16 protein-coding genes are annotated in these 25,598 nt (G+C 44.5%); 15 read left to right on the top strand and 1 reads right to left on the bottom strand.

The window, feature by feature from the left end; genetic code table 11:
* The first annotated feature begins 9 nt into the window (after positions 1–9).
* From ACFQZI_RS12980 to sov, 8 genes are all read left to right on the top strand, one after another.
* Complete coding sequence (locus tag ACFQZI_RS12980) at positions 10–1,302, top strand: murein hydrolase activator EnvC family protein (RefSeq protein WP_377143081.1); 1,293 nt, start codon at positions 10–12, stop codon at positions 1,300–1,302.
* Positions 1,303–1,357: 55 nt separating this feature from the next.
* Positions 1,358–1,849 carry a twin-arginine translocase TatA/TatE family subunit gene (locus ACFQZI_RS12985; protein ID WP_377143083.1) on the top strand — a complete coding sequence of 164 codons (492 nt, stop codon included), beginning with the start codon at positions 1,358–1,360 and terminating at the stop codon, positions 1,847–1,849.
* Positions 1,850–1,886: 37 nt separating this feature from the next.
* The gene (tatA, locus tag ACFQZI_RS12990; protein ID WP_377143085.1) at positions 1,887–2,072 is read left to right on the top strand and encodes a twin-arginine translocase TatA/TatE family subunit; all 186 of its coding nucleotides are present in this window, start codon (positions 1,887–1,889) and stop codon (positions 2,070–2,072) included.
* A gap of 170 nt (positions 2,073–2,242) precedes the next feature.
* Complete coding sequence (gatA, locus tag ACFQZI_RS12995) at positions 2,243–3,667, top strand: Asp-tRNA(Asn)/Glu-tRNA(Gln) amidotransferase subunit GatA (protein ID WP_377143087.1); 1,425 nt, start codon at positions 2,243–2,245, stop codon at positions 3,665–3,667.
* A gap of 59 nt (positions 3,668–3,726) precedes the next feature.
* Positions 3,727–4,947, top strand: a complete 1,221-nt coding sequence (locus tag ACFQZI_RS13000; protein WP_377143089.1) for a lytic transglycosylase domain-containing protein — start codon at positions 3,727–3,729, stop codon at positions 4,945–4,947.
* 111 nt (positions 4,948–5,058) lie between these two features.
* On the top strand, positions 5,059–7,356 hold the full coding sequence (locus ACFQZI_RS13005) for an NADP-dependent malic enzyme (RefSeq protein WP_377143090.1): 2,298 nt from the start codon (positions 5,059–5,061) through the stop codon (positions 7,354–7,356).
* Between the two features lie 6 nt (positions 7,357–7,362).
* Positions 7,363–7,947, top strand: coding sequence for a Holliday junction branch migration protein RuvA (gene ruvA, locus ACFQZI_RS13010; protein ID WP_377143092.1), 585 nt, complete (start codon positions 7,363–7,365; stop codon positions 7,945–7,947).
* Positions 7,948–7,971: 24 nt separating this feature from the next.
* Positions 7,972–15,165: a T9SS outer membrane translocon Sov/SprA gene (sov, locus tag ACFQZI_RS13015; protein ID WP_377143094.1), complete on the top strand. Its 7,194-nt coding sequence runs from the start codon at positions 7,972–7,974 to the stop codon at positions 15,163–15,165.
* Positions 15,166–15,512: 347 nt separating this feature from the next.
* On the opposite strand, the gene ACFQZI_RS13020 is transcribed toward sov, so the two are convergent.
* Positions 15,513–17,315, bottom strand: a complete 1,803-nt coding sequence (locus ACFQZI_RS13020) for a hypothetical protein (protein ID WP_377143096.1) — start codon at positions 17,313–17,315, stop codon at positions 15,513–15,515.
* Positions 17,316–17,462: 147 nt separating this feature from the next.
* On the opposite strand from ACFQZI_RS13020, the gene ACFQZI_RS13025 reads away from it, so the two are divergent.
* The 7 genes from ACFQZI_RS13025 to groL all read left to right on the top strand — a co-directional run bounded on the left by ACFQZI_RS13025 (position 17,463) and on the right by groL (position 25,234).
* Positions 17,463–18,941: a MiaB/RimO family radical SAM methylthiotransferase gene (locus ACFQZI_RS13025; protein WP_377143097.1), complete on the top strand. Its 1,479-nt coding sequence runs from the start codon at positions 17,463–17,465 to the stop codon at positions 18,939–18,941.
* Positions 18,942–19,012: 71 nt separating this feature from the next.
* The gene (locus tag ACFQZI_RS13030; RefSeq protein ID WP_377143099.1) at positions 19,013–20,260 is read left to right on the top strand and encodes a sigma-54 interaction domain-containing protein; all 1,248 of its coding nucleotides are present in this window, start codon (positions 19,013–19,015) and stop codon (positions 20,258–20,260) included.
* A gap of 8 nt (positions 20,261–20,268) precedes the next feature.
* The gene (locus tag ACFQZI_RS13035; RefSeq protein WP_377143101.1) at positions 20,269–20,793 is read left to right on the top strand and encodes an LptE family protein; all 525 of its coding nucleotides are present in this window, start codon (positions 20,269–20,271) and stop codon (positions 20,791–20,793) included.
* A 22-nt stretch (positions 20,794–20,815) separates the two neighbouring features.
* Positions 20,816–22,555 carry a hypothetical protein gene (locus ACFQZI_RS13040; RefSeq protein ID WP_377143103.1) on the top strand — a complete coding sequence of 580 codons (1,740 nt, stop codon included), beginning with the start codon at positions 20,816–20,818 and terminating at the stop codon, positions 22,553–22,555.
* Positions 22,556–22,566: 11 nt separating this feature from the next.
* A complete protein-coding gene (gene secG, locus ACFQZI_RS13045) occupies positions 22,567–22,929 on the top strand; it encodes a preprotein translocase subunit SecG (RefSeq protein WP_377143105.1) in 363 nt (120 codons plus the stop codon).
* A gap of 247 nt (positions 22,930–23,176) precedes the next feature.
* A complete protein-coding gene (locus ACFQZI_RS13050) occupies positions 23,177–23,470 on the top strand; it encodes a co-chaperone GroES (RefSeq protein ID WP_377143106.1) in 294 nt (97 codons plus the stop codon).
* A gap of 129 nt (positions 23,471–23,599) precedes the next feature.
* On the top strand, positions 23,600–25,234 hold the full coding sequence (gene groL / locus ACFQZI_RS13055) for a chaperonin GroEL (RefSeq protein WP_449288975.1): 1,635 nt from the start codon (positions 23,600–23,602) through the stop codon (positions 25,232–25,234).
* Positions 25,235–25,598 lie beyond the last annotated feature (364 nt).

The raw sequence follows: 25,598 nt of genomic DNA on the forward strand, positions 1-25,598 counted from the left end.
TTTTGGTGGATGAAATTTTTTAGAGCCGCATTATTTTTTGTTTTGATGCTTGCAGCCTCGGGCGTTTTTGCACAAAGCAGTGCCGAACTAAAACGCAGGCGCGATAAATTGACCGATGAACTGGAGCAGTTAAACCGCGAGTATGATGAAACAAAAAATAATAAAAAGGTATCTTTAAAACAGCTAAACATACTTAAGGCGCAAATAAACCTGCGCGAAGAGAAGATAACCAACATTAATGCCGAGGTAAGAAATTTAGATAATCAAATCTCTGAGAGCAATAATACCGTACGTAGTTTACAAAGCCAGTTAGACCAGTTAAAAAAAGAATATGCGGGCATGGTGCTGTTTGCCTACCGCAACCAAAGCGCCTACAATAAGCTGATGTTTATTTTTGCAGCAAAAGACTTTAACCAGGCCTACAGGCGTTTAAAGTATTTACAGCAGTTTGGCACCTACCGCGAACGTCAGGCTGGTTATATACAGGGCACCCAGAAAGATCTGCATGTAAAAATTGTTGAACTGGATAAAAACAAAAAAGAAAAAAATAACCTGCTGCAAAGCCAGGAAAAAGAGAAAGAAGAGTTAGGGAAAGCCAAAAATAACCAGGTAAAAGTAATTACCGACCTGAGTAAACATCAGGGCGAGCTAAAACAACAGCAGCGCGATGTGCAGAAGAGGCTGGCCCGTAATAAACAGGAGATATTAAACGCCATTAGGCGCGAGGTAGAGGAAGCTAAGCGCAGGGCCGAGGCCGAAGCAAGGGAAGCTGCCAGGATAGCAGCAGCAAAAGCCAAAGCCGAAAACCGCGAGGTGGCCGCACCGGTTAAAAAACCGATAACCAAAGCCTCAACAAACAGCGAGATCCTAAACTCTACCCCTGAAGCAGCTAAATTGAGTAACGACTTTTTAGGGAACAGGGGCCGCCTGCCGTGGCCGGTTGCCGCGGGGCAGTTAGTGCATGGTTTTGGTACATACACCGATGATGGCATCCGTAATGAAAGTAACGGTTACGAAATACGGACAAACACAGGTGCAGCCGTGAGGGCGGTGTTTGAAGGGGAAGTGGTTACCATAATGGATATAAGCGGCACATATTTAGTGGTAATAAAACATGGCGAGTACTTTACAGCCTACCAAAACTTACGTACAGTTAACGTAAGCAGGGGCCAAAAGGTAAGCACCAAGCAAAATATAGGTACAGTAGCGCTCGATCCGTCAACAGGAGACGCCACTACTATATTTACACTTTCAAAAGGTAAGGTTTTTAACGACCCCCGGCAGTGGCTCGCTCCTAATTGATTTTTAATCTCGTGCAATACGTAATTGTGTATATTTGTAATCTTAAATTAATGCGATGTTAAATACAGTTCTATTATTCTTAAATATAGGTAGCGGGGAAATGGTGGTGATCGTTTTTGCCGCGTTATTGCTTTTTGGTGGTAAAAAATTACCTGAAATAGCACGAGGGTTAGGAAAAGGCATTCGCGATTTTAAGGATGCATCAGAAGATGTTAAACGCGAGATAAATAACCAGATAAACAATTACGAAGAAAAAAGGCCCGAAAAAGTTGCTGAAGTGCAGGCTGCTGTTGAGGAGGTGAAAACTGAGGACGAAACCGCTACAGAGGAAGTGCCGGAGTATGGTTATGAGCCGGTAGCGGGTACTATCCCGGCGTTTAGGGGCCACGGCGCGCCATCAAGCGCGGGGCCTGCAGATGATGCCATAACAACAAAAGAAATTGCAGAAGATGCTACATTTGAGCACGACGCGATAGCTAAGCCCGGACCAGATGCAGAACAGGCTACTACGATCAACTTAACCAAAGCTGAAGAAGAACATAAATAACAACAAAAATATTAACATTACATAAAACTTAAAAATCATGGGTGGATTAGGCGCACCAGAGATCATTTTGATCATCGTTGCAATATTAATTATGTTCGGAGGGAAAAAAATTCCCGAACTAATGAAAGGTTTAGGCCGTGGCGTTAAAGAATTTAAAGACGCGCAAAATGGCGAAACCACTGCAAACACAAACACTACAACAGAAGATAAGCCAAAGGTTTAATTTTCTGCTAACTACCGAGTCTGAATATACAGGATATTGGAATTTCAATATCCTGATGAATTAGATTAGGTATCATTTCGGGAATTATTTAATCCGGTTAACCCGGGTCCAGACAAACTTATCTGTTGAAATTTCTATGCTTCAACAGATAAGTTTTATATTTTAGGCCCATGGCTAAAAACTATACCGCTTACACCCAAATCAAGAGCGGGTTGCAAAGTGGGGAGATCTCAACTGAAAGCCTTGTAAAAGGCTACCTTCAGCAAATAAAGCAAAACGCGCATCTAAACGTTTTTAACGAGGTTTTTGATACCGAAGCGCTTACTGCAGCAAAAGAAATTGATGCGAAAATAGCTAACGGTACCGCCGGTAAACTGGCAGGTATGGTTATAGCTATTAAAGATAATATTTGCTATAAGGGGCATAAAGTAACCGCCTCATCTAAAATTTTAGAGAATTTTACTTCTATATATTCATCAACCGTAGTTGAGCGCCTGCTGGCCGAGGACGCCGTTATTATAGGCCGTGCCAACTGCGATGAATTTGCCATGGGCGCCGCTAACGAAAATTCGTTTTTTGGCCCGGTAAAAAACTATGCGGATGCAACGCGTGTATCTGGTGGTTCGTCAGGTGGCTCGGCAGTAGCGGTACAGGCCGGTATGTGCCATGCCGCTATTGGTACAGATACAGGTGGCTCTGTTAGGCAGCCTGCTGCATTTTGCGGGGTAATTGGTTTAAAGCCAACTTATGGCCGTATTTCGCGCCACGGTGTTATTAGCTATGCTTCGTCTTTTGACCAGGTTGGCCCAATCACAAAGTCGGTTGCAGATGCTGCGCTATTATTGGAGGTTTTAGCAGGCGCCGATGAGTTTGACGGTACATTATCTCAGCAACCGGTGCCCGAGGCAAAAAACCTTAAAAAGGAAAACGATAAAAAGAAGATAGCTTACATGCAGGAGGCTTTATCAAGCCCCGGCGTGGATGCTGATGTTAAAGCCACACTTACACAATATATCGATAAACTACGTGCCGATGGGCATACGGTTAAGCCCATCTCCTTTGAACTGTTAGATTACCTGGTGCCAACCTACTACATACTGGCTATGGCGGAGGCCTCATCAAACCTTGCACGTTACGATGGTGTGCATTACGGCTATCGTAGCCCCAATGCTACAGACCTGGAATCGACTTATAAATTGAGCCGTTCCGAAGGGTTTGGTAAAGAGGTTAAGCGCCGTATTATGCTGGGCACATTCGTGCTGAGCGCCGGGTACTACGATGCCTATTATGCTAAAGCGCAAAAAGTACGCAGGTTGATACAGGATAAAACCAACGAAATACTAAAAGAGTTCGACTTTATACTAACCCCAACCGCGCCCGAGCCTGCGTTTGCACTTGGCCTGAAAGAAAAAGACCCCGTTGTAACTTATCTCCATGATATTTTTACGGTGCAGGCTTCGCTTTCTGGAATGCCGGCCATATCATTACCGGCGGGCAATAACGGAAAAGGTTTGCCGTTAGGGTTACAATTATTAACCAAAAGTTTTGGTGAGCAGGAGTTGTTAAATTTCTCGGAATATTTCCTGCAACTATAGAAATTTTATATATTAGTAAATAATTCTAAGGCTATCCGTACGGATAGCCACCCGAAAATATGAAGAAACTGTTTACTTTTATTATTTGTGCATTATTTATACAAGTAGTTAAAGCAAATACCAAAGCCGCATTTTACAATGAGGCAGAGATGGTTCAGCAGGATACCAATGTATTGCTCCCGGTGATACAGGCCCCGGTATCTATCTACCAAAACAATATTATAAAACGCCGCCTTGATACCATTCAAAAGGAAGTGCAGTTAGATTATAACGGCTACGTACAGGCATACATTGATAACTACGTTAGGCGTAAAGATGAGATGGGGCGCATGATGGGTCTGTCTAAATATTACTTCCCTATTTACGAAAAAGCTTTTATGGAAGCGGGTATTCCGGATGAGATCAAATACCTGTCTATAGTGGAGTCGGCGCTAAATCCAAACGCTATTTCGAGGGTTGGCGCCGCCGGCCCATGGCAGTTCATGTCCGAAACGGCTAAGATCTACGGCCTTGCCATGACCGATTATGTTGATGAACGCCGCGACCCTGTACGAGCCAGTAACGCGGCGGCCGAATACCTGAAAGATGCCTACCAGCAATTTGGCGACTGGCTTTTAGCCATAGCGTCATATAATTGCGGCAAAAGCAATGTACAGCATGCGCTGGAGAAAACCGGTACACATGATTATTGGTCCATAAGAGAATTGCTGCCTGCCGAAACACGTGGCTATGTGCCTGCATTCATCGCCATAAATTATGTGATGAAGTATCACAAGTACCATTATATTGTACCACAAACCAGCGACCTGGCAATTGTTACCGATACCATAATGGTAAATAAATTTGTATCGCTAAGCCGTGTAGCCCAGGCCCTGGGGATGACCCTGAAAGATATTTGTACGTTAAACCCTTCGTATCGCCAGCAGTTGGTTAATGGTACGGCGGCTGTTCCGCGCAAAATTGTAATACCAGTAGTAAACGAGGAAAGGCAATCTATTTTACGTGATGCCATCGCCGATCTGTCGGCGCCCATCCGTACACCTAAACCTATACAGTACGTTGCTATAGCAACACCTGTTCAGCCATCGGCTGCAACTACGTCTGCTGCAAGTGGCGTTGTGCCGGCTGTCCATATTACAAAAAAGGGGGATACCCTTGCAAATATAGCGGCTAAATACAATGTTAAAATTGGCGACCTGCTGCAATGGAATAAAAATTTAGGTACCAATACAACACTGCCGCTATTACCGGGATTAATCGTTAATATAGGCAGGGGATAAACAGATCTTTAATGAAGCCCGGTTTTGATGCATTTCGAGGCCGGGCTTTTTTTATTAGATAGTTCAGGAAAAGTAATCGTAATTTTGAGCGCTTGAATTTTTGAGAAGACCATGAATAAACCAAATCGTAAACAGGACGCCTTAAACTATCACTCAAAAGGCCGTCCCGGCAAAATACAGGTAGTGCCCACAAAGCCTACCAACTCTCAGCGCGACTTAACATTAGCATACTCCCCGGGTGTAGCCGAACCTTGCCTGCGCATAGCCGATAATGTGGAGGATGTATATAAATATACTGCAAAAGGTAACCTTGTGGCCGTTATAAGTAACGGTACCGCGGTGCTTGGCCTGGGTAATATTGGCCCCGAAGCGAGCAAACCGGTTATGGAAGGTAAGGGCCTGTTATTTAAGATCTACGCGGATATAGATGTATTCGATCTGGAGATAAATGCTAAAACGGTTGATGAATTTGTAAATATAGTAAAAGCGTTGGAGCCAACTTTTGGGGGTGTAAACCTCGAGGATATATCGGCCCCAACCTGTTTTGAGATCGAGAGCAGGCTTAAAGCCGAAATGAAGATCCCGGTGATGCACGATGACCAGCATGGTACGGCTATTATATCGGGCGCGGCGCTAATGAACGCCTGCGAGATACAGGGCAAAAAGCTTGATAAAATAAAAATGGTGGTGAACGGCGCCGGTGCGGCGGCGGTATCATGTACCAAAATGTACCTTTCGCTTGGTGTTAAAAAAGAGAACCTGGTGATGTTTGACATCAACGGGTTGCTAACACCCGAGCGTACCGATCTTGACGAAATGCGCCTGCAATTTGCCACCAACCGTAAGGATATTACCAACCTTGCCGATGCCATGAAAAACGCGGATGTGTTTGTTGGCCTTTCGGCGGGTAATGTGGTTACCCCTGCTATGCTGGTGAGCATGGCTAAAAACCCAATCGTTTTCGCGATGGCCAATCCCGAGCCCGAAATAAGTTATGACCTGGCAATTGCCGCCCGTAAGGATATTATTATGGCAACAGGCCGGTCCGACTTCCCTAACCAGGTGAACAACGTATTAGGCTTCCCATACATCTTCCGCGGTGCGCTGGATGTGAGGGCTACCGCCATAAACGAAGAAATGAAAATTGCCGCGGTAAAGGCCATTGCCGAAATGGCTAAAAAACCGGTACCCGAAGCTGTAAACTTAGCATATAATATTACTAACCTTAAGTTTGGGCGCGATTACATCATCCCCAAACCAATGGATCAGCGCTTAATCACCGAGGTTTCTTCGGCGGTCGCGAGGGCGGCTATCGAGTCGGGTGTGGCGCGTAAAACCATTACCGACTGGGACGCGTATAACGAAGAACTATTATCGCGCCTGGGTACAAACAACAAGTTGCTGCGCGATCTGACGAATAAAGCCAAGCAAGCGCCAAAACGAGTAGTATTTGCCGAGGCCGATACCTATAAAATATTACGCGCAGCCCAAATTGTAAAAGACGAAGGCATTGCTACTCCAATACTTTTGGGTAATGCCGAGCGTATTCGCGAGATCATGAGCGAGAATGAGCTTGACCTTGAGGATGTACAGATCATAGACCCTAAAGTAGAAACCGAGCGCTCACTGGAGTTTGCCCAGTTCCTGTTTAAAAAACGCCAGCGCAAGGGGGTAACTTTGTTCGAAGCTAAAAAGCTGATGGTAGACCGCAACTACTTTGGCGCGTGTATGGTACACTTTGGCGAGGCCGACGCTTTGATCTCGGGCCTAACTAAAGATTATGCCACTACCATTAAACCCGCCCTGCAAATTATTGGTACCGAGGCAAGCGTAAACCGTGTTGCAGGTATGTACCTGATGATCACCGAAAAGGGGCCGGTATTTTTTGGGGATACAACCGTAAATATCAACCCAACCGCGCAGGAACTGGTGGATATTACCGTGTTGATGGACCGCTCTATCAAACAACTTAATATTAAGCCGCGCATCGCCGTATTATCCTATTCAAACTTTGGTTCTAACGGCGGCGAAATACCAGAAAAAACAAGGGAAACAGTACGTATCCTGCATGAGAAATATCCGGAGATAGTTGTAGATGGCGAGATGCAGGCCAACTTTGCGCTTAATTCCGAACTACTTGCCGATAACTTCGGCTTCTCGGTATTGAATGGCAAGCCTGCAAATACGCTGATCTTCCCGGGTTTAGCGTCAGGTAACATCGCCTATAAACTGTTACAGGAAATAGGTGGTGCCGAAGCGGTGGGCCCAATATTACTTGGTATGAAAAAGCCGGTTCATGTGCTACAGCTGGGTAGCTCGGTTCGCGAAATTGTGAACATGGTAACCATTGCCGTTATTGATGCGCAGGTTAAATGCGCCGAAGCAAAACCATCAAAAGCTAAAAAGTAATAACCCATGTACGATTATATTGATGGCAGATTAGTTTTTAGGGGTGGCGCACATGTGGTAATTGATGCCGGAGGGGTAGGCTATCACGTCAATATATCATTAAATACCTACGGCCAGCTACCCGAAGGCGAACGGTGTAAGCTTTATATATGGATGCATGTTAAAGAAGATGCGCATACACTCTACGGCTTTGCTACCGAGGGCGAACGCAGGCTTTTTATGCACCTGATATCTATATCGGGCATCGGGCCAAATACCGGGCGCATGATGCTATCGTCTATCACCCCGGCCGAGATCCAGGCGGCTATTGTGCAGGGTAATGTAGCGGCTATCCAAAGGATAAAAGGCATTGGCCCTAAATCGGCCCAACGCGTAATATTAGAGCTGCAGGACAAGCTTAAAAAAGAAGGCCCGGATACATTAACGGTAATGCCAGGGTTAAAAACGGCAAAAGATGAAGCCCTTTCTGCCCTTGTAATGCTTGGATTTGTTCGTAATGTTGCAGAAAAAGTTTTAGACCAGGAAATAAGTAAAAATACAGGTGTGTTAACTGTGGAACAACTCATTAAATCTGCGCTAAAAAGCTTATAATTACCTTGCAATAAATTACACCACTTGATTAAAAAATTTACCTTTAAACTTTTTGTAGTTATACTATTTGTATCTGCTTTAAGTGGAATGGGGAGGGTGTTTGCCCAGCAAACACCAATATCAAGGCCGGTAATGCCACAAAACCAGGGCAACCAGCAGGGCACGCAGATCCCCGGTCAAAATATCCCTGGCCAGCAGCAACAACCCACCGCGCAACAGCCACAGCGGGCCGGGCAGCAAGTACCTAAAACCACGGCCACCACTACCCCTGCTTTAAGGGTAGATACAGGCATACGCCCGGGCCCTATAAACCTTGCCGAACCACATAGCAAAAGGGAACGCTCGGGTATATTTTTTGTTGACCCGCCAAACCTTGTACGCACAGTAGAATATGATGCTGCCACCAATAAATACATTTTATATGAGCGGGTGGGTAACCTGCTTTACCGCGCCCCGCAGTATTTAACCTTTGGCGAGTATTTGTTATTACAGCAGCGCGGTGTAAAACGCGAGTACTTTAAGCAGCTATCAGACAATTATAACATCGAGTCTGAAAAGCCCGGCTTTATCCCGCAAATGAAGGTGCGGAGCAAAACTTTCGAACAGATATTTGGCAGCTCAAACATCAATATCCGCCCGCAAGGGTCGGCAGAGGTGATACTGGCAGGGCAGGTCAACAAGAACGAGAACCCTTTGTTCAATACCCGCCAGCGTAACCAGTTCAATTTTAATTTCGACCAAAGGATACAGCTGAATGTTACCGGTGAGATAGGTGATAAGCTAAAGATCACCACTAATTATAATACCGAAGCGCAGTTCCAATTCGAGAACCAGATAAAACTGGACTATACCGGCCACCCCGACGAGATCATTCAAAAAATTGAGGCAGGTACAGTTAGCATGCCTTTAAATACTACATTAATATCGGGCAGCCAGGCATTATTTGGTGTTAAAACAAAGCTAAAGTTTGGTAAGCTTGATGTAACCAGCATTTTCTCGCAACAGCGCTCGCAATCAAAAAATATTACTATCACCAATGGTACCCAGCAGCAAAACATAAATATTACGGCTGCCGATTACGAAGGCAATAAACACTTCTTCCTTTCGCAGTATTTTCGTAACAACTATAACAAGGCGTTGGCCAATATTCCTATTATCAGTTCCAATGTAAATATTACTAAAATAGAAGTTTGGACAACAAACCGTACCAACGTAACTACCGACTCGCGCGATATACTGGCCTTTTTGGACCTGGGTGAGAACAGGCCCTATAACACTACCTTAATACAGGGTGGCCCGGGCTTTAGCGGTTTACCGGCCGGCTTTAAAGGCCCGGGCTTTACGCAACAATCCAACTCATTATTAAATAACCTGCCGCCGGGCGCGCGCACAACCAACTCTAATGATGTAGCATCATACTTTAGGGGTACCGGCGCTACGGATAACTATGCCAAACTTACTTACGCGCGTAAACTAACCGACAGGGAATTTACCTTGCACCCGCAATTGGGTTACATCTCTTTAAATTACCCTTTAAACAACGACGAGGTGTTGGCAGTGGCTTACCAATATTCGGTAAATGGTGTGCAGTACCAGGTGGGTGAGTTTAGCAGCGACAGGGCCGTTGACCCCAACACCCCAACAGTTTTATATACCAAGTTATTAAAGAACGAGCTGCTGAAACCTAACCTGCCAACCTGGGACCTGATGATGAAAAACATCTATTCGCTTGGTGCAGGCCAAATAAGTTCTACAAACTTCAGGCTTAATATTTCGCGTTTGGATGATAAATCGGGCATCGAAAAAACTATTATGGATGAGGGGGCAAACACCAAAGGCAAACGGTGGATGCAAATTACGAGTGTAGATAATTTAGACCAGCAAAATGATAAACGCCCGGATGGGTATTTCGACTTTTTAGAAGGGATAACTATTGATTCGCAACAGGGGCGTATTATGTTCCCGGTGGTTGAGCCATTTGGCAGCGATCTGGCCCGGCAATTTACCGCCAGCGAACCCGACCTTGCTGCACGGTATGTTTACCAACCGTTGTATGACTCTACCAAAACCATAGCGCAGCAATTTTTCCCTAAACTGAACAGGTATTTAATAAAAGGAACTTATACCGCCCAAAGCGGGTCGGAGTATCAACTGAATGCTGTGAATGTTCCGCAAGGGTCCGTTGTAGTAACTGCCGGGTCGGTTAAATTACAGGAAGGTGCCGATTACACTATTGATTACAGCGCGGGCCGCATCCGTATACTTAACCAGGCCCTGCTTGCATCGGGCCAAAGCATTAACGTTAAATTAGAGAATAACGAGCTTTTTGGCGTACAACAAAAATCATTGTTCGGGTCGAGGTTTGATTACCACGCCAGTGATAAGTTATTGCTGGGAGGTACCATTATGCACCTTAGCGAGCAGCCCATAACCCAAAATGAAATTGTTGGCGAAGAATCTATCTCTAACACTATTTGGGGGCTTGATGCCAATTACAGCACACAATCGCGCTTTTTAACCCGCCTGGTTGATAAGATCCCGTTCATCAATACCAAGGCGCCGTCAACCATTAACTTTAGCGGGGAGTTTGCCAAGCTAATGCCCGGCAGCCCGGGAGCTTTAAACTTCGCAGGGTCTAAAAATGGAACGTCCTACCTGGACGATTTTGAGAACAGCCGCTCGGTAATTGATATTAAAAGTTCTATAAACTGGCAAATTTCGGGCACACCGCAGATGTTTGCCGAGAGCGATGCCTTTAACGACTTAAGCTACGGTTTTAACCGCGCCCGCCTTTCTTTCTTTAACATCGACCCCATATTTTATACCAGTTCGGGCACCATCCCGGTATCGCGCAGCGAATTGTCTAACCACTACGTAAGGCAGGTAATTGAGCAGGAGGTGTTCCCGTACAAGCAATCAACCACGGGTCAGCCGTTAAGCCTTTCTACGCTTAACATGGTATTTTACCCCAATGTACGTGGGCCTTATAACTACACTACCACAGGTATAAATAACGATGGCACCCTACAAAACCCTAAAGTACGCTGGGGCGGTATGTTCCGTAAGCTGGAGACAAACGATTTTGAATCGCTGAACGTGGGTTACATAGAATTTTGGATGTTAGACCCGTTCATTTATAAACCCAGCTCTGCAGGTGGCGACCTTTATTTCAACCTGGGCAGCGTATCTGAAGATATTTTGAAGGACGGCCGTAAAAGCTTAGAAAACAGCCTGCCTGTTGACGCGGCCAGCGCCGCCAATGTTGACGAAACCGTTTGGGGAAGGGTATCAAAATTACAACCGGTTGTTAACGCTTTTGATAACAACCCTGATTCGCGCAGGTTGCAGGATGTGGGTTTAGATGGGTTGAACGATAACGACGAGAAAGCCAAATTTGCCCCGATAGTACAACAGGCACAGGGCGTATTAAGTCCGCAGGCCGCAACCGTTTTATCAAACGACCCATCATCAGATAATTACCAGTATTACCAGGGCGCTGCGCTTGACCAGGCCAATGCCGGTATTTTAGAGCGTTATAGCCGTTATAACGGTACCGATGGTAATTCAAAAACAGCAGAGCAATCTCAAGCCGAACTTGGCATCCAAACCTCGGCCTCAACATCTTTGCCGGATGGTGAGGATATTAACCGCGATAACAATATGAGCCAAACAGACGAGTATTTCCAGTACCGTGTGTCTATCCGCCCGCAAGACATGGTTGTTGGCCAAAACTTTATTAATGATAAAATTACATCTAACATAAAACTGCCAAATGGCACAACACAGGCTGTTACCTGGTACCAGTTTAGGGTGCCAATAACCGAGTATCAAAGCAAGGTTGGTAACATTCAGGATTTTAAGGCTATCCGTTTTATGCGGATGTTCATGACAAACTTTGCCGATACCTCCATACTGCGTTTTGCTACCCTGCAACTGGTAAGGGGCGAATGGCGTACCTTTAACGCCGAAAATAACCCGCAAAACGTAATTGCCGACCCCGCCATTATCAGCCCCGTTATTGATGGCTCTACATTAGACGTGCAGGCCGTAAACATCGAGGAAAATGGTAACCGTACGCCAATACCTTATGTGGTGCCGCCGGGCATTAACCGCCAGCGTAACTATAACAACCTGCAAACCGATACCAAGCTTAACGAGCAATCGCTATCGTTAAACGTTAATAACCTGCGCGATGGTTACTCGAGGGCGGCGTTCCGCACCTTCTTTAATGACCTGCGGTCGTATAAGCGTATCCAGATGTTTATTCACGCCGAGGGCGAGCAGCTGAGAGATAACGACCTGAATGGTTTTGTACGTTTAGGTGTGGACTACCAGGACAATTATTACGAATACGAAGTGCCGTTGGCTGTAACCCAGCCCGGCACCCGCGACCCGGGAAGTATTTGGCCGGCGGTAAACGAGTTGGACCTGCAGCTTTCTGTTTTGATAGATGCAAAACTTGCCCGCAATAACGCCAAGTTAAACGGGCAGCCCTGGCCGTTTACGGTGCCATTTGTGTACACCGATGGCAGAAATAAAGTAACTATTAAAGGCCAGCCCGACCTGAGCCGCCTGCGTACCATTATGCTTGGTGTGCGCAACCCCTACAAACCCGGCGGGCTGCCCGGCGATGATGGCTTAAATAAAACGGGCACCGTTTGGTTTGATGAATTGCGCCTTACCGATTTTGACCAGCGTGGTGGCTGGGCCGCTACGGCAAGAGTTGATGCCGCACTGGCCGACTTTGCGAACATTACCGTATCGGGTACAAAAAGTACTATTGGTTTTGGTACGCTGGATTCGAGGGTGAGCGACCGTAACCGGAGCGATAACCAGGCCATAGATGCATCTGCAAGTATAGAGCTGGGTAAGTTTTTCCCGGAGAAGAGCGGGATCCGCATACCTGCTTATGTAAATATCTCTACCCAGGTAAGTACCCCGCAATATGACCCGGGATCGCCCGACGTAGAACTGAAAAAATCGCTTGCCGCGGCACCGGATAATAAAGCGCGCGACTCGATAAAGAATGTTACCCAAGATTTTACTACCCGTAAAAGCATCAACTTCACCAATGTACATAAAGAGCGCACCGATCCTTCGGCGCCTGTGCATGTATGGGATATTGAAAACTTCGCGGCTACCTATGCTTACACCGAATATCAGCACCACGATTTTAATGTTGAGAATGATTTTTCAAAAACCTACAGGGTAGCACTTAATTATAATTACAATAAAGATCCTAAGTACTACACGCCGTTTGCCAAGATCATTAAGAGCAACCTGTTGGCCCTGGCGCGCGACTTTAATTTCAGCATCCTGCCGTCGAGGCTAAATTTCAGCATTAATTTCGACCGGTTTTACTCAGAGAATACGCTACGTAACAACGATCCTAACAACTTTATACCCATCCCAACATCTTTCAACAAAAACTTTAATATTACCCGTGTTTATGGTATAGGGTGGAACCTTTCCAAATCTTTAACGCTGGATATTGATGCCACAAACCTGTCTGTTGTGGATGAACCCGCCGGACGCATTAACGGCTTAAAGCGGGATACCCTTTGGGAAAACCTTTGGAAACTGGGCCGCACCACCAATTATAACCACACCATTAATTTAAACTGGACAGCGCCGGTAAATAAGCTGCCCGGTTTAGACTGGACGGCTTTAACCGTGCGCTATAGTACCAACTTTAACTGGCAAAGCCAACCCGAGTTTGCTATAAATAACCCAAGCTATGATGTGGGGAACAGCATCCAGAACGCGCGTACCATACAATTCAACCCCAACCTTAACTTTTCTAACTTTTACAATAAGTTTAGCGGTTTGCGCAAAGGAAGGAACGAAAAAACAGGGGCGGCCAAGTTCTTTATGGGGTTGTTAACCGGTATTAAAAGTGTAAGCGGCACCTATACCCGTACCGAAGGTACTTTCCTGCCCGGGTATTTGCCTAAATCGAATTTCTTTGGGCAGGACTTTACTTACGATGCCCCGGGCTTAGGCTTTTTAATAGGCAGCCAGGCCGATCTGCGCCCTCGTGCTATAGCCAACGGCTGGATAACTACCGATACCTTGCAGAACCAACTGTATGTAAAATCGTTTAACGAGGACATCCGCCTGCGGAGCATTATTGAGCCTGTATCTGATCTTCGGATAGAGTTGATAGCGTTTAAAACACAAGATAAAAACTACCAAAGCAATTTTAAATACCTGGCGTCAACCAATAGTATCGAGAACCTGAGCCCGGTAACAACCGGCACTTATAGTATCTCTTTCTTTTCGCTTGGTACGGCGTTCGCCAAATCGGGAGGCGTTACCGGCAGATCGCCCACTTACCAGAAGTTTTTGGATAACCGGGCTGTAATATCGCAGCGGCTTGGTGTTACCAATCCAAATTCAGGTGGGGCAGCAAATGGCTATGCCGATGGTTACGGGCCTAACGCCCAAAATGTTTTGGTACCGGCGTTTTTGGCGGCATACTCGGGTAAGGATGCCGGATCATCAAGCACCAGCCAGTTCCCCAGGATCCCGATTCCTAACTGGCAAATTTCTTACGCGGGCCTGGGTAAAATGCCATTCTTTGCCGACCTGTTCGATTCGTTTGACCTTAAGCATGGTTACCGCTCATCATATAACGTAAGTAGCTTTACCACCTTGCTGCAATACCAGGAAAATAACAATGCCGTTAGCTCGCGCGATTTTAATAACGATTTCCTGCCCTTTTATCAGTTTTCGCAGGTGGCTATATTTGAGCAGTTTGTGCCTCTGTTAGGGGCCGATGTGAGGTTCAAGAACAGCATGACAGCTAATTTTGAGTACCGCAAAACCCGCTCGTTAAACTTAAGCTTGCTAAACAGCCAGCTTGCCCAGCAGGACGAAAATATATTAGTGTTTGGCTTTGGTTACCGCCCTAAAAATTTCAGGATGCCGTGGGGCTTATTTGGTACCGGCAACCGCGATAACAATGACATTAACTTTAAGCTTGACGTTGCCGTGCGCGATAACAAAACCCTTATTTACCGTGCCGATGTAGCCGCTGCCGAAGTATCGTCGGGCGCTAAAAATATTACGCTTCGGCCGGCTATAGATTATGTGATAAACCAGCGCTTTAACCTCAATTTGTTTTACGATAGCAACATTACTAAGCCCTACACGTCACAATCGTTTAATACCTCGTTCACTAATTTTGGTATTAATTTGAAGTTGCTGTTGCAATAATTACGAGGTATTATTAACTTTTCTTTCCCTTAGTCTTGCGCTCGTCTTTGACGAGTGCTTAACATGGTTTAGCGATTATATCGCGACAATTATTATTTTTATTCCTATGTCGCATCAATATAAAGTTAGGGATCTTGAAGAAGTATTTTGTGACGTTTACAATTGTTGATTGGATTGATGTTTTTACAAGGGCGGCTTATTGGATATGATATATTAAATACGGGGTTTTACGTTGCAAACGTAAAACCATATTAAGCACTTGTCACAGACGAGCGCAAGATTTTTATTCCTCTTGCAATCGTTTTAACAAGAGCCATAACATGGTCCAGCGATTATATGATAGTCATTTAATTCTTCTTACCCTTCATCTTCTCTTTAAACTTTTTATCCTCGTCCTCTTTCTTCTCCTTGGCTTTTTTTAAGCGTTTCTCCTGGTCTTCTTTCAATTTTTCGGCGTCTTCTTTTTTGCCTTTTTCTTTTGCCTCGCCAACACCGGCGCAGGCTTTGATACCGTTTAATACAGAAAGCCAAACGGTTTTGAAGAAAGGGAAATTTGCCGGGCGTATAAATACTACTTTGGCGGTGCGTGGTGCGGTCTTACCATCGTCGGGGTTATCGTGTTTAATAATTATAGAATTTGCCAGTACCGATATAATGGACTTTTTGCTGTATCCTTTATCATCATCCTTCCTAAGTACATCAACTTTCAAATCGCTATATAAAAAGTTTACCGTGCCTGTAGATGTTTTTTGTGTGCTGCCGAAATTAAAGTCGAGGCTTTTCACCCTGCCAGATGTGATCTTAACCATAGCTAAGGGCATGGTTGCAGGGTTGGCTGCTGCAATATCCATTGGCCCAAGGTGCCCTTTATAATTATACTTATAATTGGCATCGTTAAGGTTAAAATTAAAAGATAGATTTAGTTTACCCTTGCCCATAAAATAACTGGTGACGCTAGCAGTTGCAATGTTGTTTTTGGCAAGTGCCGCTTTGTTATTAGTGAGGTTGCGTAAACGGGCCGAGATATTGTTGAATATCACCACACCCGTTTTCATAGGTTTTTTATTGAGCTGCTTGTAATTCACCTCGAAATGTTTCAGGTCGAGCGTATCAACATTTACAGCAGCTTTTATGGCATGGCGTATGGCCCAATGCGGAAAGGTCACCAGCCTGTCGGTGGTTTGCAGTTTGCCGTTATAATTACTATAAACTTCAAAAAAGCCATTAGCCATCACCACACGTTTAACATCCAGCGATTGCTCTTTCTGGTAAGTTATGTAATCGAAATTATTAAACTGTACCGAATCTATGCGCACAGTAAAACGGTCCGCTTTGCTTTTCTGAAAAAATACGTTGTGATCTACCGGCTGTAAGTTTACCCCCCTTACAGTAAGTTTTTTGGTTTGCGTTGATAGTTTAACCGTTTTTACTTTAAACGTATACAACCCATCGGCCGATTTGCTGCTGTAGTTTTTTAGCTGGGTGGTCACATCCTTACAATATAAAAAACGCGTGGTATCTTTTTGCGTGGCCGAATCTATCAGCAGGTCAGTAGCTTTTACATCCATCTCCCTTAACTGCGATAGGGCAGCTTTTGGCCCGGTATAGTCGCGCTGCTTGTAATTAATATCTGTAAGCAATATTTCGCCAACATGTATCAGCTTAAGGCTTTTAGATAGCTTCTGATAAATTGTGCGTTTATCTTTCTTAGCAGTATCGGGTTTCTGCAGATATTTATTAATAGCTATTTCGGGCGAATTGAGTGTAACGCGGCCAATGTTAAGTTTCTTTTTAAAGTAAAGTTCAAATGCATGGGCTCCGGATATCGCCAGTCGCTTTACATGTAGTTCGTAAAGTTGGCCCGGGGCAGTGCCGCGTTTTTTCATTTGATGGTAAACGGCGGTATCGGCTTTAAAAGTTAAATCATATAACACGGCCCTGCCTTGTAATACGTTCAGGTCAAGGTCGCTGTAATTGATGGTATAGAGGCTATCTGTTCCTTTTAAAACAGCTTCTTTAAGCTTGGCGGATAGCTTGGGTGCAAGTATGCTGTTAATGCATAAAGCCAATACAACAGTAATAATTGCTAATGAGCCTATTACTATAAGTAATATTTTTAGCCAGCGGTATTTTAATATGTTAGTTGCCATTATTGGTTTGCTTATTATTTATGTAAGCAACCGATCGGTGGCTTCTGTATCTTACAACAACAAAAAATCAAAATTGTTAAACGCTGACAAACTGTCATTTCATTATATAAAAAATTGTATTTTTGCGGTTCAATTTTTTAGATGACAATGGATTTGCTTATACCGGATAAAGTGCATGATGAGAGCAGGCAGGGCGAGGCTTTAGTATTAGAGCCTGTTGGTAAACATAATGGCCGTAAGCTTTATATAGAAAGCTATGGCTGTGCCATGAATTTCTCTGACAGCGAGATAGTAGCATCGATATTAGCCGAGAAGGGATTCGAAACTACATCAGATTTTAAAAATGCCGATGTGGTTTTTATTAACACCTGCTCTATACGCGAGAACGCCGAGACCCGCGTTCGTAACCGTCTCAAAGAATTTGCCTGGGCAAAGGCTAAAAACCCCGGTATGGTGGTAGGCGTATTGGGTTGTATGGCCGAGCGCTTAAAAGCCAAATTTTTAGAAGAAGAAAAACTGGTTGATGTTGTAGTTGGCCCTGATGCTTACCGCGATCTGCCGAACCTGATAGAACAGGTTGATGGCGGCCAAAAAGCGGTTAATGTTTTGCTTAGCCGCGAAGAAACTTATGCCGACATTAACCCGGTACGCTTAAACAGCAACGGCATAAATGCATTTGTATCTATTATGCGTGGCTGCGATAATATGTGCAGCTTTTGCGTGGTGCCATTTACCCGCGGACGCGAACGCAGCCGCGATGCGTATTCTGTTGTAGCCGAGTGCCGGGCTTTGTTTGACCAGGGCTACCGAGAAGTAACGCTTTTGGGCCAAAATGTGGATTCTTACAAATGGAAGCCTCTCCCTGCCCTCTCCGAAGGAGAGGGTTCTGACAACGCGGTTCAAAAAGTCTCCCCTATCGGGGGAGATTTAGAGGAGGCTGTAAACTTTGCCAATCTTTTGGAAATGGTGGCATTGGTAAGCCCCGATCTGCGTGTACGTTTCTCCACATCGCATCCAAAAGATATTACTGATGAGGTTTTGGAAACCATTGCCAAATACGATAATATCTGTAACTATATACACCTACCGGTACAAAGCGGGAACAGCCGCATACTGGACATGATGAACCGTACTTACGACCGCGAGTGGTACATGAACCGTGTGGATGCCATCCGCAGGATAATTGGTGATTGCGCCATTTCTACAGATATCATAACAGGTTTTTGTAGTGAAACAGACAAAGAACATGATGATACCGTAACCATGATGGATTACGTAAAATATGATTATGCCTACATGTTTAAATACAGCGAAAGGCCGGGTACGTTAGCGGCCAAACGCTATGCGGATGACGTTCCTGAAGATGTAAAACAACGCCGCCTAACGCAAATTGTAGATAAGCAACGCGAGTATTCGTTCTACCGTTTGCAGGCACGTATAGGCAAGGTAGAAAAAGTGCTGATCGAAGGCCTATCCAAAAAATCGGATAAGGACTACTGTGGCCGCAGCGATCAAAACGCGATGGTTATTTTCCCGGTTAACGAAAATTATAAACCGGGCCAGTATGTAAACGTGCTGATAGAACGCAGTACATCAGCAACGTTAATGGGAAAGATAATTGATTAATTTGATGATTTGAAAATTTGAAGATGAATCATTTCCAAATTTTCAAATTGCCAAATCCTCAAATTGGATAAATGGACATTCAAGAAATCAAACAACGTTTTGGCATCATCGGCAACTCGCCGTTGTTGAACAGGGCAATAAACATAGCCAACCAGGTTGCGCCTACTGATATTTCGGTATTAATTACCGGGGAGAGTGGTAGTGGTAAGGAGGTTTTTTCGCACATCATTCACCAGATGAGCCCACGTAAGCATGGGCCGTTCATAGCGGTAAACTGCGGGGCGATACCCGAAGGCACCATTGATTCGGAATTATTCGGGCACGAAAAAGGCGCGTACACCGGTGCCGTTGGCGAGCGTAAAGGTTATTTTGAAACCGTTAACGGTGGTACCATCTTTTTAGATGAGATTGCCGAAATGCCTTTAGGTACACAGGCGCGTTTACTTAGGGTGTTAGAATCGGGCCAATACATCAGGGTGGGTTCATCTAAGGTAGAGAAAACCAACGTACGGGTTATTGCCGCGACCAATGTTGATGTTTACGATGCGGTAAAGGCCGGTAAGTTCCGCGAGGATCTTTATTACAGGTTAAATACCGTTCCGTTACGCATCCCCCCACTGCGCGACAGGAAAGAAGATATATTTTTGCTATTCCGTAAGTTTACCTCAGATTTTACCGATAAATACCGTACCCCGCCCATTCAGTTGGATGATGAAGCGCAGCAGGTACTTATTAATTATTCGTGGCCGGGCAATGTAAGGCAGTTAAAAAACATGGCTGAGCAGTTAGCCGTGTTAGAGCGCGACCGTGTAATAACCGCGCCAACGCTGCTAACCTACATTCCGCACGAAGCCAGCCGCAGTAATTTGCCTATGCGCCTGGATAACCAGCCAAAGGAGGATTTTTCTGAACGAGACATCCTGTACAAAGTGCTGTTTGATATGAAGCGCGATATGGTGGAGCTTAAAAAACTGGTAGCCGATATTATTGAGCATGGTGGCGTAAGTACAAATTATGTAAACAACTCGCCGGCTATAACACAGCTTTACCGCGATATTGAATTGCCAACCAATAGCCACGAGCCACAATTTACCCTGCAGCAACCCGTTAACAATAACGTTAACAGCAATAGCAATAACGATTATAATATAACACACGATGCCGAAGAGGTGGAGGAGTCGTTATCGCTGATAGAAAAGGAATCTGACCTGATCCGTAAAGCGCTTAAAAAGCATAAGGGCAAGCGTAAGCTTGCAGCCAATGAGCTGGGGATATCAGAAAGAACTTTATATCGCAAAATAAAAGAATTAGATTTATAGGGTAACAAATGAAAAGAAGGTTATTTTTAAGTATTGTAACATTAGGGGCGGTGGTTATGCTTTTTAACTCGTGTGCCTACAAGCTATCGCTTAGCGGCGCATCTATCCCGCTCGACTTAAAAACAATCGACGTGCAGTTTTTTGAGAATAACGCCCAACTTGTGGTGCCTACTTTAAGCCAAACTTTTACCGAGGCTTTAAAAAACCGCATCCGTTCGCAAACAAGTATCAGCATAACCCGTGGCGAGGCCAATGCTACCATGAGCGGCTCTATCACTAACTACAGTATTGCACCAGTTTCTATACAGGCTACCAATAGTAATACCGCGCCAATTGCCGGTGCCAGCCGTTTAACCATTACGGTTAACGTAAAATATGTATATGAAGCCGATAAAAAGCTTAATTTTGAAGAGTCGTTTACAAAATATAAAGAATTTACGGGCGAAAGTTCATCGCAGGAACAGGCTTTGATACAAGATATTGTAAAGCAGTTAACCGACGATATTTTTAACAGGGCCTTTGCCAACTGGTAGGCATTATAGTTCAAATACAAACGTGGATCAATACGTAGATAGCAGGCAGAAAGAAATTTTATGGGACTTGTTGGCCAATCCGGCCGATAACGGATCATTGTATACCCAAAGCCTGGAGCGTTTGGTCCGGGATAACCCGCAGAGCGGCTTATTGCAGGTATTACTTGCCCGTACCGGCGATAAAAAACAGGTGAGCAGGGCCGCGGTTTATTACAACCCACGCACCTTGCACAAAGTGGTTTACCACCCCGAAGATCTGGCTGTGGTGAATGATGCAAGTGTTATACATACTACAGAAGATGTTTATACCAGTACTCAAAGATATTTTAACGTAGGTGTACCCGCCCCCGAATCTGTTGATGCCGATGCATTTGACAATAATGGGTACGATATACCTGCCGGGCAGGAAAGTGTTATTGCCGATGAACCTGTAAACCAACCTATACAGGTTATTGATGAGCAAATAGAAGAGCCCATACAAATTATTGAACTGCCCGAAGCTACTGAGGAAGCATCTGAAGGGATTGCTGAGGAAATTACCGAAGCCCCTGTTGTTAACAACGGGTTTGACCAAACCCAACAATCGTTTGGCGGGCCTGAAAACGTTGAAGAGCAGCCTGCGGCAGAAACAATTATTGAAGATTCATACCAGTCCCATCAACCCGAAGCATCCAACGAACAAACACCCGTTGAAACACAGGCAGATGAAGATACACCTCCTCCTATTCCTCAATACGAGGGGCCAAGGTTTGGGTCGCGTTTCCCTAAGCCGGTAGTGCAAAACATACCCGCGCAGGAACCGGAGCAGCCGCAGGAAGATATTGAAGATGATGTTTATGACGAGATCGTAAGCATTGAGGATATTGGCTTTGAGCAGAATACGACCGAAACCCCGGCCGAGCCTATTGCCGAAGCAAGGTTTAGCGAGCCATATGTAGAAAGCGGCCCCGAGGAAGAAGAAGCATCAGAAGTGTTGTTTCATCAGCCGCAGCCGGTTGCAGAGCATTTGGATGATGAGAATAAACACATCCAGGAGCAGGAAGAGCGCCTGATAATGGACAGCGCTATTGGTGCCGATTACCTGTCGTTCGATAAAAAACTGGATGAATTACGCGGCGTAAATAATAATGCAAACGTTGAGGAAACCGTCGCTCCGAAAAATGAGCCGTCAGAAGGCGGGCCTGCGGCGCAGCTTAACGAAAGTACCGAACACCAGGTATCGCGTTACGATGATGATAAGATGCCGTATACCTTTATGTGGTGGCTAAGTAAAACCCGTAAAGAGCACGCTGGTACATACCAGCCTTATGTTAACTCCCGGGAGCAGGTAAATAATGCTAAACAGGCACCGCAAGAAACAGCAGGCCCGGCAAGGCGTGGTGGTGGTGGCAGCGAACTGCAGCAGCAGTATTACGAAAACATCTTTAGCCTTACATCGGTAAGCGGAGTAGAGCGCGATACCAACGATGGCAAGATAGCGTTTGATCCCGCTAAGAAAGAAGATGTAATAATAGAGCGCTTTATTCACGCCGAGCCGCAAATAAAACCCTTGTCGGCAGATAAGCTGGATAATGAGAACAAGGCGAAAAGAAGCTCGGAAGACCAGAACGATTTTGTGACAGAAACACTGGCACGTATCTATTGCGACCAGATGCTATATCATAAAGCGATAGCTACTTATAAAAAATTGATATTGAAATATCCGGAAAAAAAGCTTTACTTTGCAGCCCAGATTGAACAGTTAGAAAAGAAAACCAATTGATATAATAAGAAATGTATTTAGTTTTAATCATCATCACGATCATTTTATGTGTCCTTTTAGGCCTGATCGTATTAATCCAAAACCCTAAAGGCGGCGGTTTAGCTTCAAATTTTTCGGGCACGTCACAACTGATGGGTGTGCAAAAAACCGGCGATTTTTTAGAAAAAGGTACCTGGGTATTGGCTATCACTATTATGGTTCTGTCTCTTATGATCAATGTATCGGTTAAGGATGGTTCTCAAAAAGGCAGCGACCCTGCTTTATTAGAACAGATCAGGAAAGACTCTAAACCAAAAGGCACAACCGCGCCTGTAACTGCACCGTTAAGTACGCCTGCAACTACACCTGCACCTGCTGCCCAACCTAAAAAGTAATAGGGTTATATAAAAATATATTAAAGGCTTTGGACTATACTCCAAAGCCTTTTTTGTTGGTATGGAAGCTGACTGACACGTTGACACTTGGGCGGTAACAAGCTTATATCAAATGGTTGTAACCCGGGTTTAAAAGGTGACAATTGAACAGAAAATATGCCAATGCAATAAATAATTGCTGCTTGGCATAATTGATGTGAAAAGCATAAACGAAAACTTAAAATTATAAAATCAAAATAGTACTACTATGTCATTAAACATTAAACCCCTTGCGGATAGAGTGGTTGTAGAAGCTGCTGCAGCCGAAACCAAAACCGCTTCTGGTATTTACATTCCTGAAACAGCCCAGGAAAAACCTCAAAAAGGCACTATAGTATCTGTAGGCCCAGGTAAGTATGCTGATGTTTCTGGCACACTTATCCCTGTTACAGTTAAAGTTGGCGATTCTGTTTTATACGGAAAATATGCCGGTACCGAGATCAATATTGACGGTAAAGAATACCTGATCATGCGCGAATCTGACATTTACGCGGTATTATAATTAGTGATTTGGTGAATGACTGAATTATTGATTTGGTCATAGCTATAGTAAAATTAAAACTTAAAAAACGATGAATGGCGGTTTAGGAAAGTCACTAAATCACTAATTCAATAAATCAAAAATTAAATCATGGCAAAACAAGTTAAATATAATGTTGAGGCACGTGACGCTTTAAAGCGTGGTGTTGATATTTTAGCTAATGCGGTTAAAGTTACATTAGGCCCAAAAGGTCGTCACGTAATTATCGATAAAAAATTTGGTTCTCCTGCGGTTACCAAAGATGGTGTAACTGTAGCTAAAGAAATTGAACTGAAAGACCCTATCGAAAACATGGGTGCGCAAATGGTTAAAGAAGTTGCATCAAAAACTGCTGATATTGCAGGTGATGGTACTACAACTGCTACTGTTTTAGCACAGGCTATTGTTACTGCAGGTATTAAAAACGTTGCAGCAGGTGCAAACCCAATGGACCTTAAACGCGGTATTGACAAAGCGGTTTCGGCTGTTGTAGCCAACTTAAAAACCCAATCACAAACCGTAGGCGAGGATAACAACAAAATTAAACAGGTAGCATCTATTTCGGCTAATAACGATGAGGTTATTGGTTCGTTAATAGCTGAGGCTATGGGTAAAGTTGGTACATCAGGCGTTATTACGGTTGAAGAAGCAAAAGGTACCGAAACTGAAGTGAAAACAGTAGAAGGTATGCAGTTTGACCGTGGTTATCTATCACCTTACTTTGTTACCAATTCAGACAAAATGGAAGTGGAATTAGAAAGCCCTTACATTTTGATTTACGATAAAAAGATCTCTTCAATGAAGGAATTACTTCCTATCCTGGAGAAACAAGTACAAACAGGTAAACCACTTTTAATTATTGCTGAGGACTTAGATGGCGAAGCATTAGCTACATTGGTAGTTAACAAAATTCGTGGTTCGTTAAAAGTTGCTGCTGTTAAAGCACCTGGCTTTGGCGATCGCCGTAAAGCAATGTTAGAAGATATCGCCGTGTTAACCGGTGGTACCGTTATTTCTGAAGAGCGTGGTTACAAATTAGAAAGCGCAGACCTTTCTATGTTAGGCCAGGCAGAAAAGATCACTATCGACAAAGACAATACAATTGTAGTTAATGGTGCCGGTGATGCAGACATGATCAAAGGCCGTGTTGGCGAGATCCGTGCACAGATCGAAACTACCACATCTGATTACGATAAAGAAAAATTACAAGAGCGCTTAGCTAAATTATCGGGCGGTGTTGCTGTATTGTACATTGGTGCAGCATCAGAAGTTGAGATGAAAGAGAAAAAAGACCGTGTAGACGATGCTTTACATGCAACCCGTGCGGCTGTAGAAGAAGGTATTGTTGCAGGTGGTGGCGTTGCCTTCATCCGTGCGGTTGCTTCAATAGCTGATCTTAAAGGCGCTAACGAAGATGAGAATACCGGTATCCAGATCATTCGCCGTGCTATCGAAGAGCCTCTTCGTCAAATTTGCGACAACGCGGGTATCGAAGGTTCAATCATTGTACAAAAGGTTAAAGAAGGCACTGCCGACTTTGGTTACAATGCACGTACCGATGTTTACGAAAACTTAATTGGCGCCGGTGTTATCGACCCAACTAAAGTAAGCCGTGTAGCATTAGAGAATGCAGCTTCTATCGCATCTATGTTGTTAACCACCGAGTGTGTGTTGGCAGATGAGCCTGAAGATGATAAAGGCGCAGGCGGCCCTCCAATGGGTGGCGGCATGGGCGGCATGATGTAATATCACCTAAGTCGGAAGTCCGATGTCTGAAGTCTGAAGTCGACTTAAGGCTTAGTACTTTAGACTATATACTTAATGAAAACCCTTGTCTGATAAAACAGACAGGGGTTTTTTTGTTTGTGCACTTTTTAAGAACGTTTTAAAGGCTGTTGTTGGCTATATGAGGTGATTTACAGGAGAATATCCCACCATTTTGTGCACCAATATTAATGTTTTGTAACATTACAAGTGTTTTGGCATTTAGGCACAGCATTTGAATATGTGCCGGTATGAAACAAATAGTTAAAAAAAGGAAGCACATACACAGCCGCATTGTAGAGTGGGTTTTGTTTAAAGGCCCCGAGCTGTTTGTAACCCTGTACAG

The sequence above is a fragment of the Mucilaginibacter lutimaris genome, assembly GCF_042676625.1.
GTDB lineage: Bacteria > Bacteroidota > Bacteroidia > Sphingobacteriales > Sphingobacteriaceae > Mucilaginibacter > Mucilaginibacter lutimaris.

Excerpts from the sequence above, each read along its gene's own strand:
- ACFQZI_RS12980 (WP_377143081.1), top strand. The coding sequence starts at position 10 with ATGAAATTTTTTAGAGCCGCATTATTTTTTGTTTTGATGCTTGCAGCC.
- ACFQZI_RS12985 (WP_377143083.1), top strand. The coding sequence starts at position 1,358 with ATGTTAAATACAGTTCTATTATTCTTAAATATAGGTAGCGGGGAAATG.
- tatA (WP_377143085.1), top strand. The coding sequence starts at position 1,887 with ATGGGTGGATTAGGCGCACCAGAGATCATTTTGATCATCGTTGCAATA.
- gatA (WP_377143087.1), top strand. The coding sequence starts at position 2,243 with ATGGCTAAAAACTATACCGCTTACACCCAAATCAAGAGCGGGTTGCAA.
- ACFQZI_RS13000 (WP_377143089.1), top strand. The coding sequence starts at position 3,727 with ATGAAGAAACTGTTTACTTTTATTATTTGTGCATTATTTATACAAGTA.
- ACFQZI_RS13005 (WP_377143090.1), top strand. The coding sequence starts at position 5,059 with ATGAATAAACCAAATCGTAAACAGGACGCCTTAAACTATCACTCAAAA.
- ruvA (WP_377143092.1), top strand. The coding sequence starts at position 7,363 with ATGTACGATTATATTGATGGCAGATTAGTTTTTAGGGGTGGCGCACAT.
- ACFQZI_RS13020 (WP_377143096.1), bottom strand. The coding sequence starts at position 17,315 with ATGGCAACTAACATATTAAAATACCGCTGGCTAAAAATATTACTTATA.
- ACFQZI_RS13025 (WP_377143097.1), top strand. The coding sequence starts at position 17,463 with ATGGATTTGCTTATACCGGATAAAGTGCATGATGAGAGCAGGCAGGGC.
- ACFQZI_RS13030 (WP_377143099.1), top strand. The coding sequence starts at position 19,013 with ATGGACATTCAAGAAATCAAACAACGTTTTGGCATCATCGGCAACTCG.
- ACFQZI_RS13035 (WP_377143101.1), top strand. The coding sequence starts at position 20,269 with ATGAAAAGAAGGTTATTTTTAAGTATTGTAACATTAGGGGCGGTGGTT.
- secG (WP_377143105.1), top strand. The coding sequence starts at position 22,567 with ATGTATTTAGTTTTAATCATCATCACGATCATTTTATGTGTCCTTTTA.
- ACFQZI_RS13050 (WP_377143106.1), top strand. The coding sequence starts at position 23,177 with ATGTCATTAAACATTAAACCCCTTGCGGATAGAGTGGTTGTAGAAGCT.
- groL (WP_449288975.1), top strand. The coding sequence starts at position 23,600 with ATGGCAAAACAAGTTAAATATAATGTTGAGGCACGTGACGCTTTAAAG.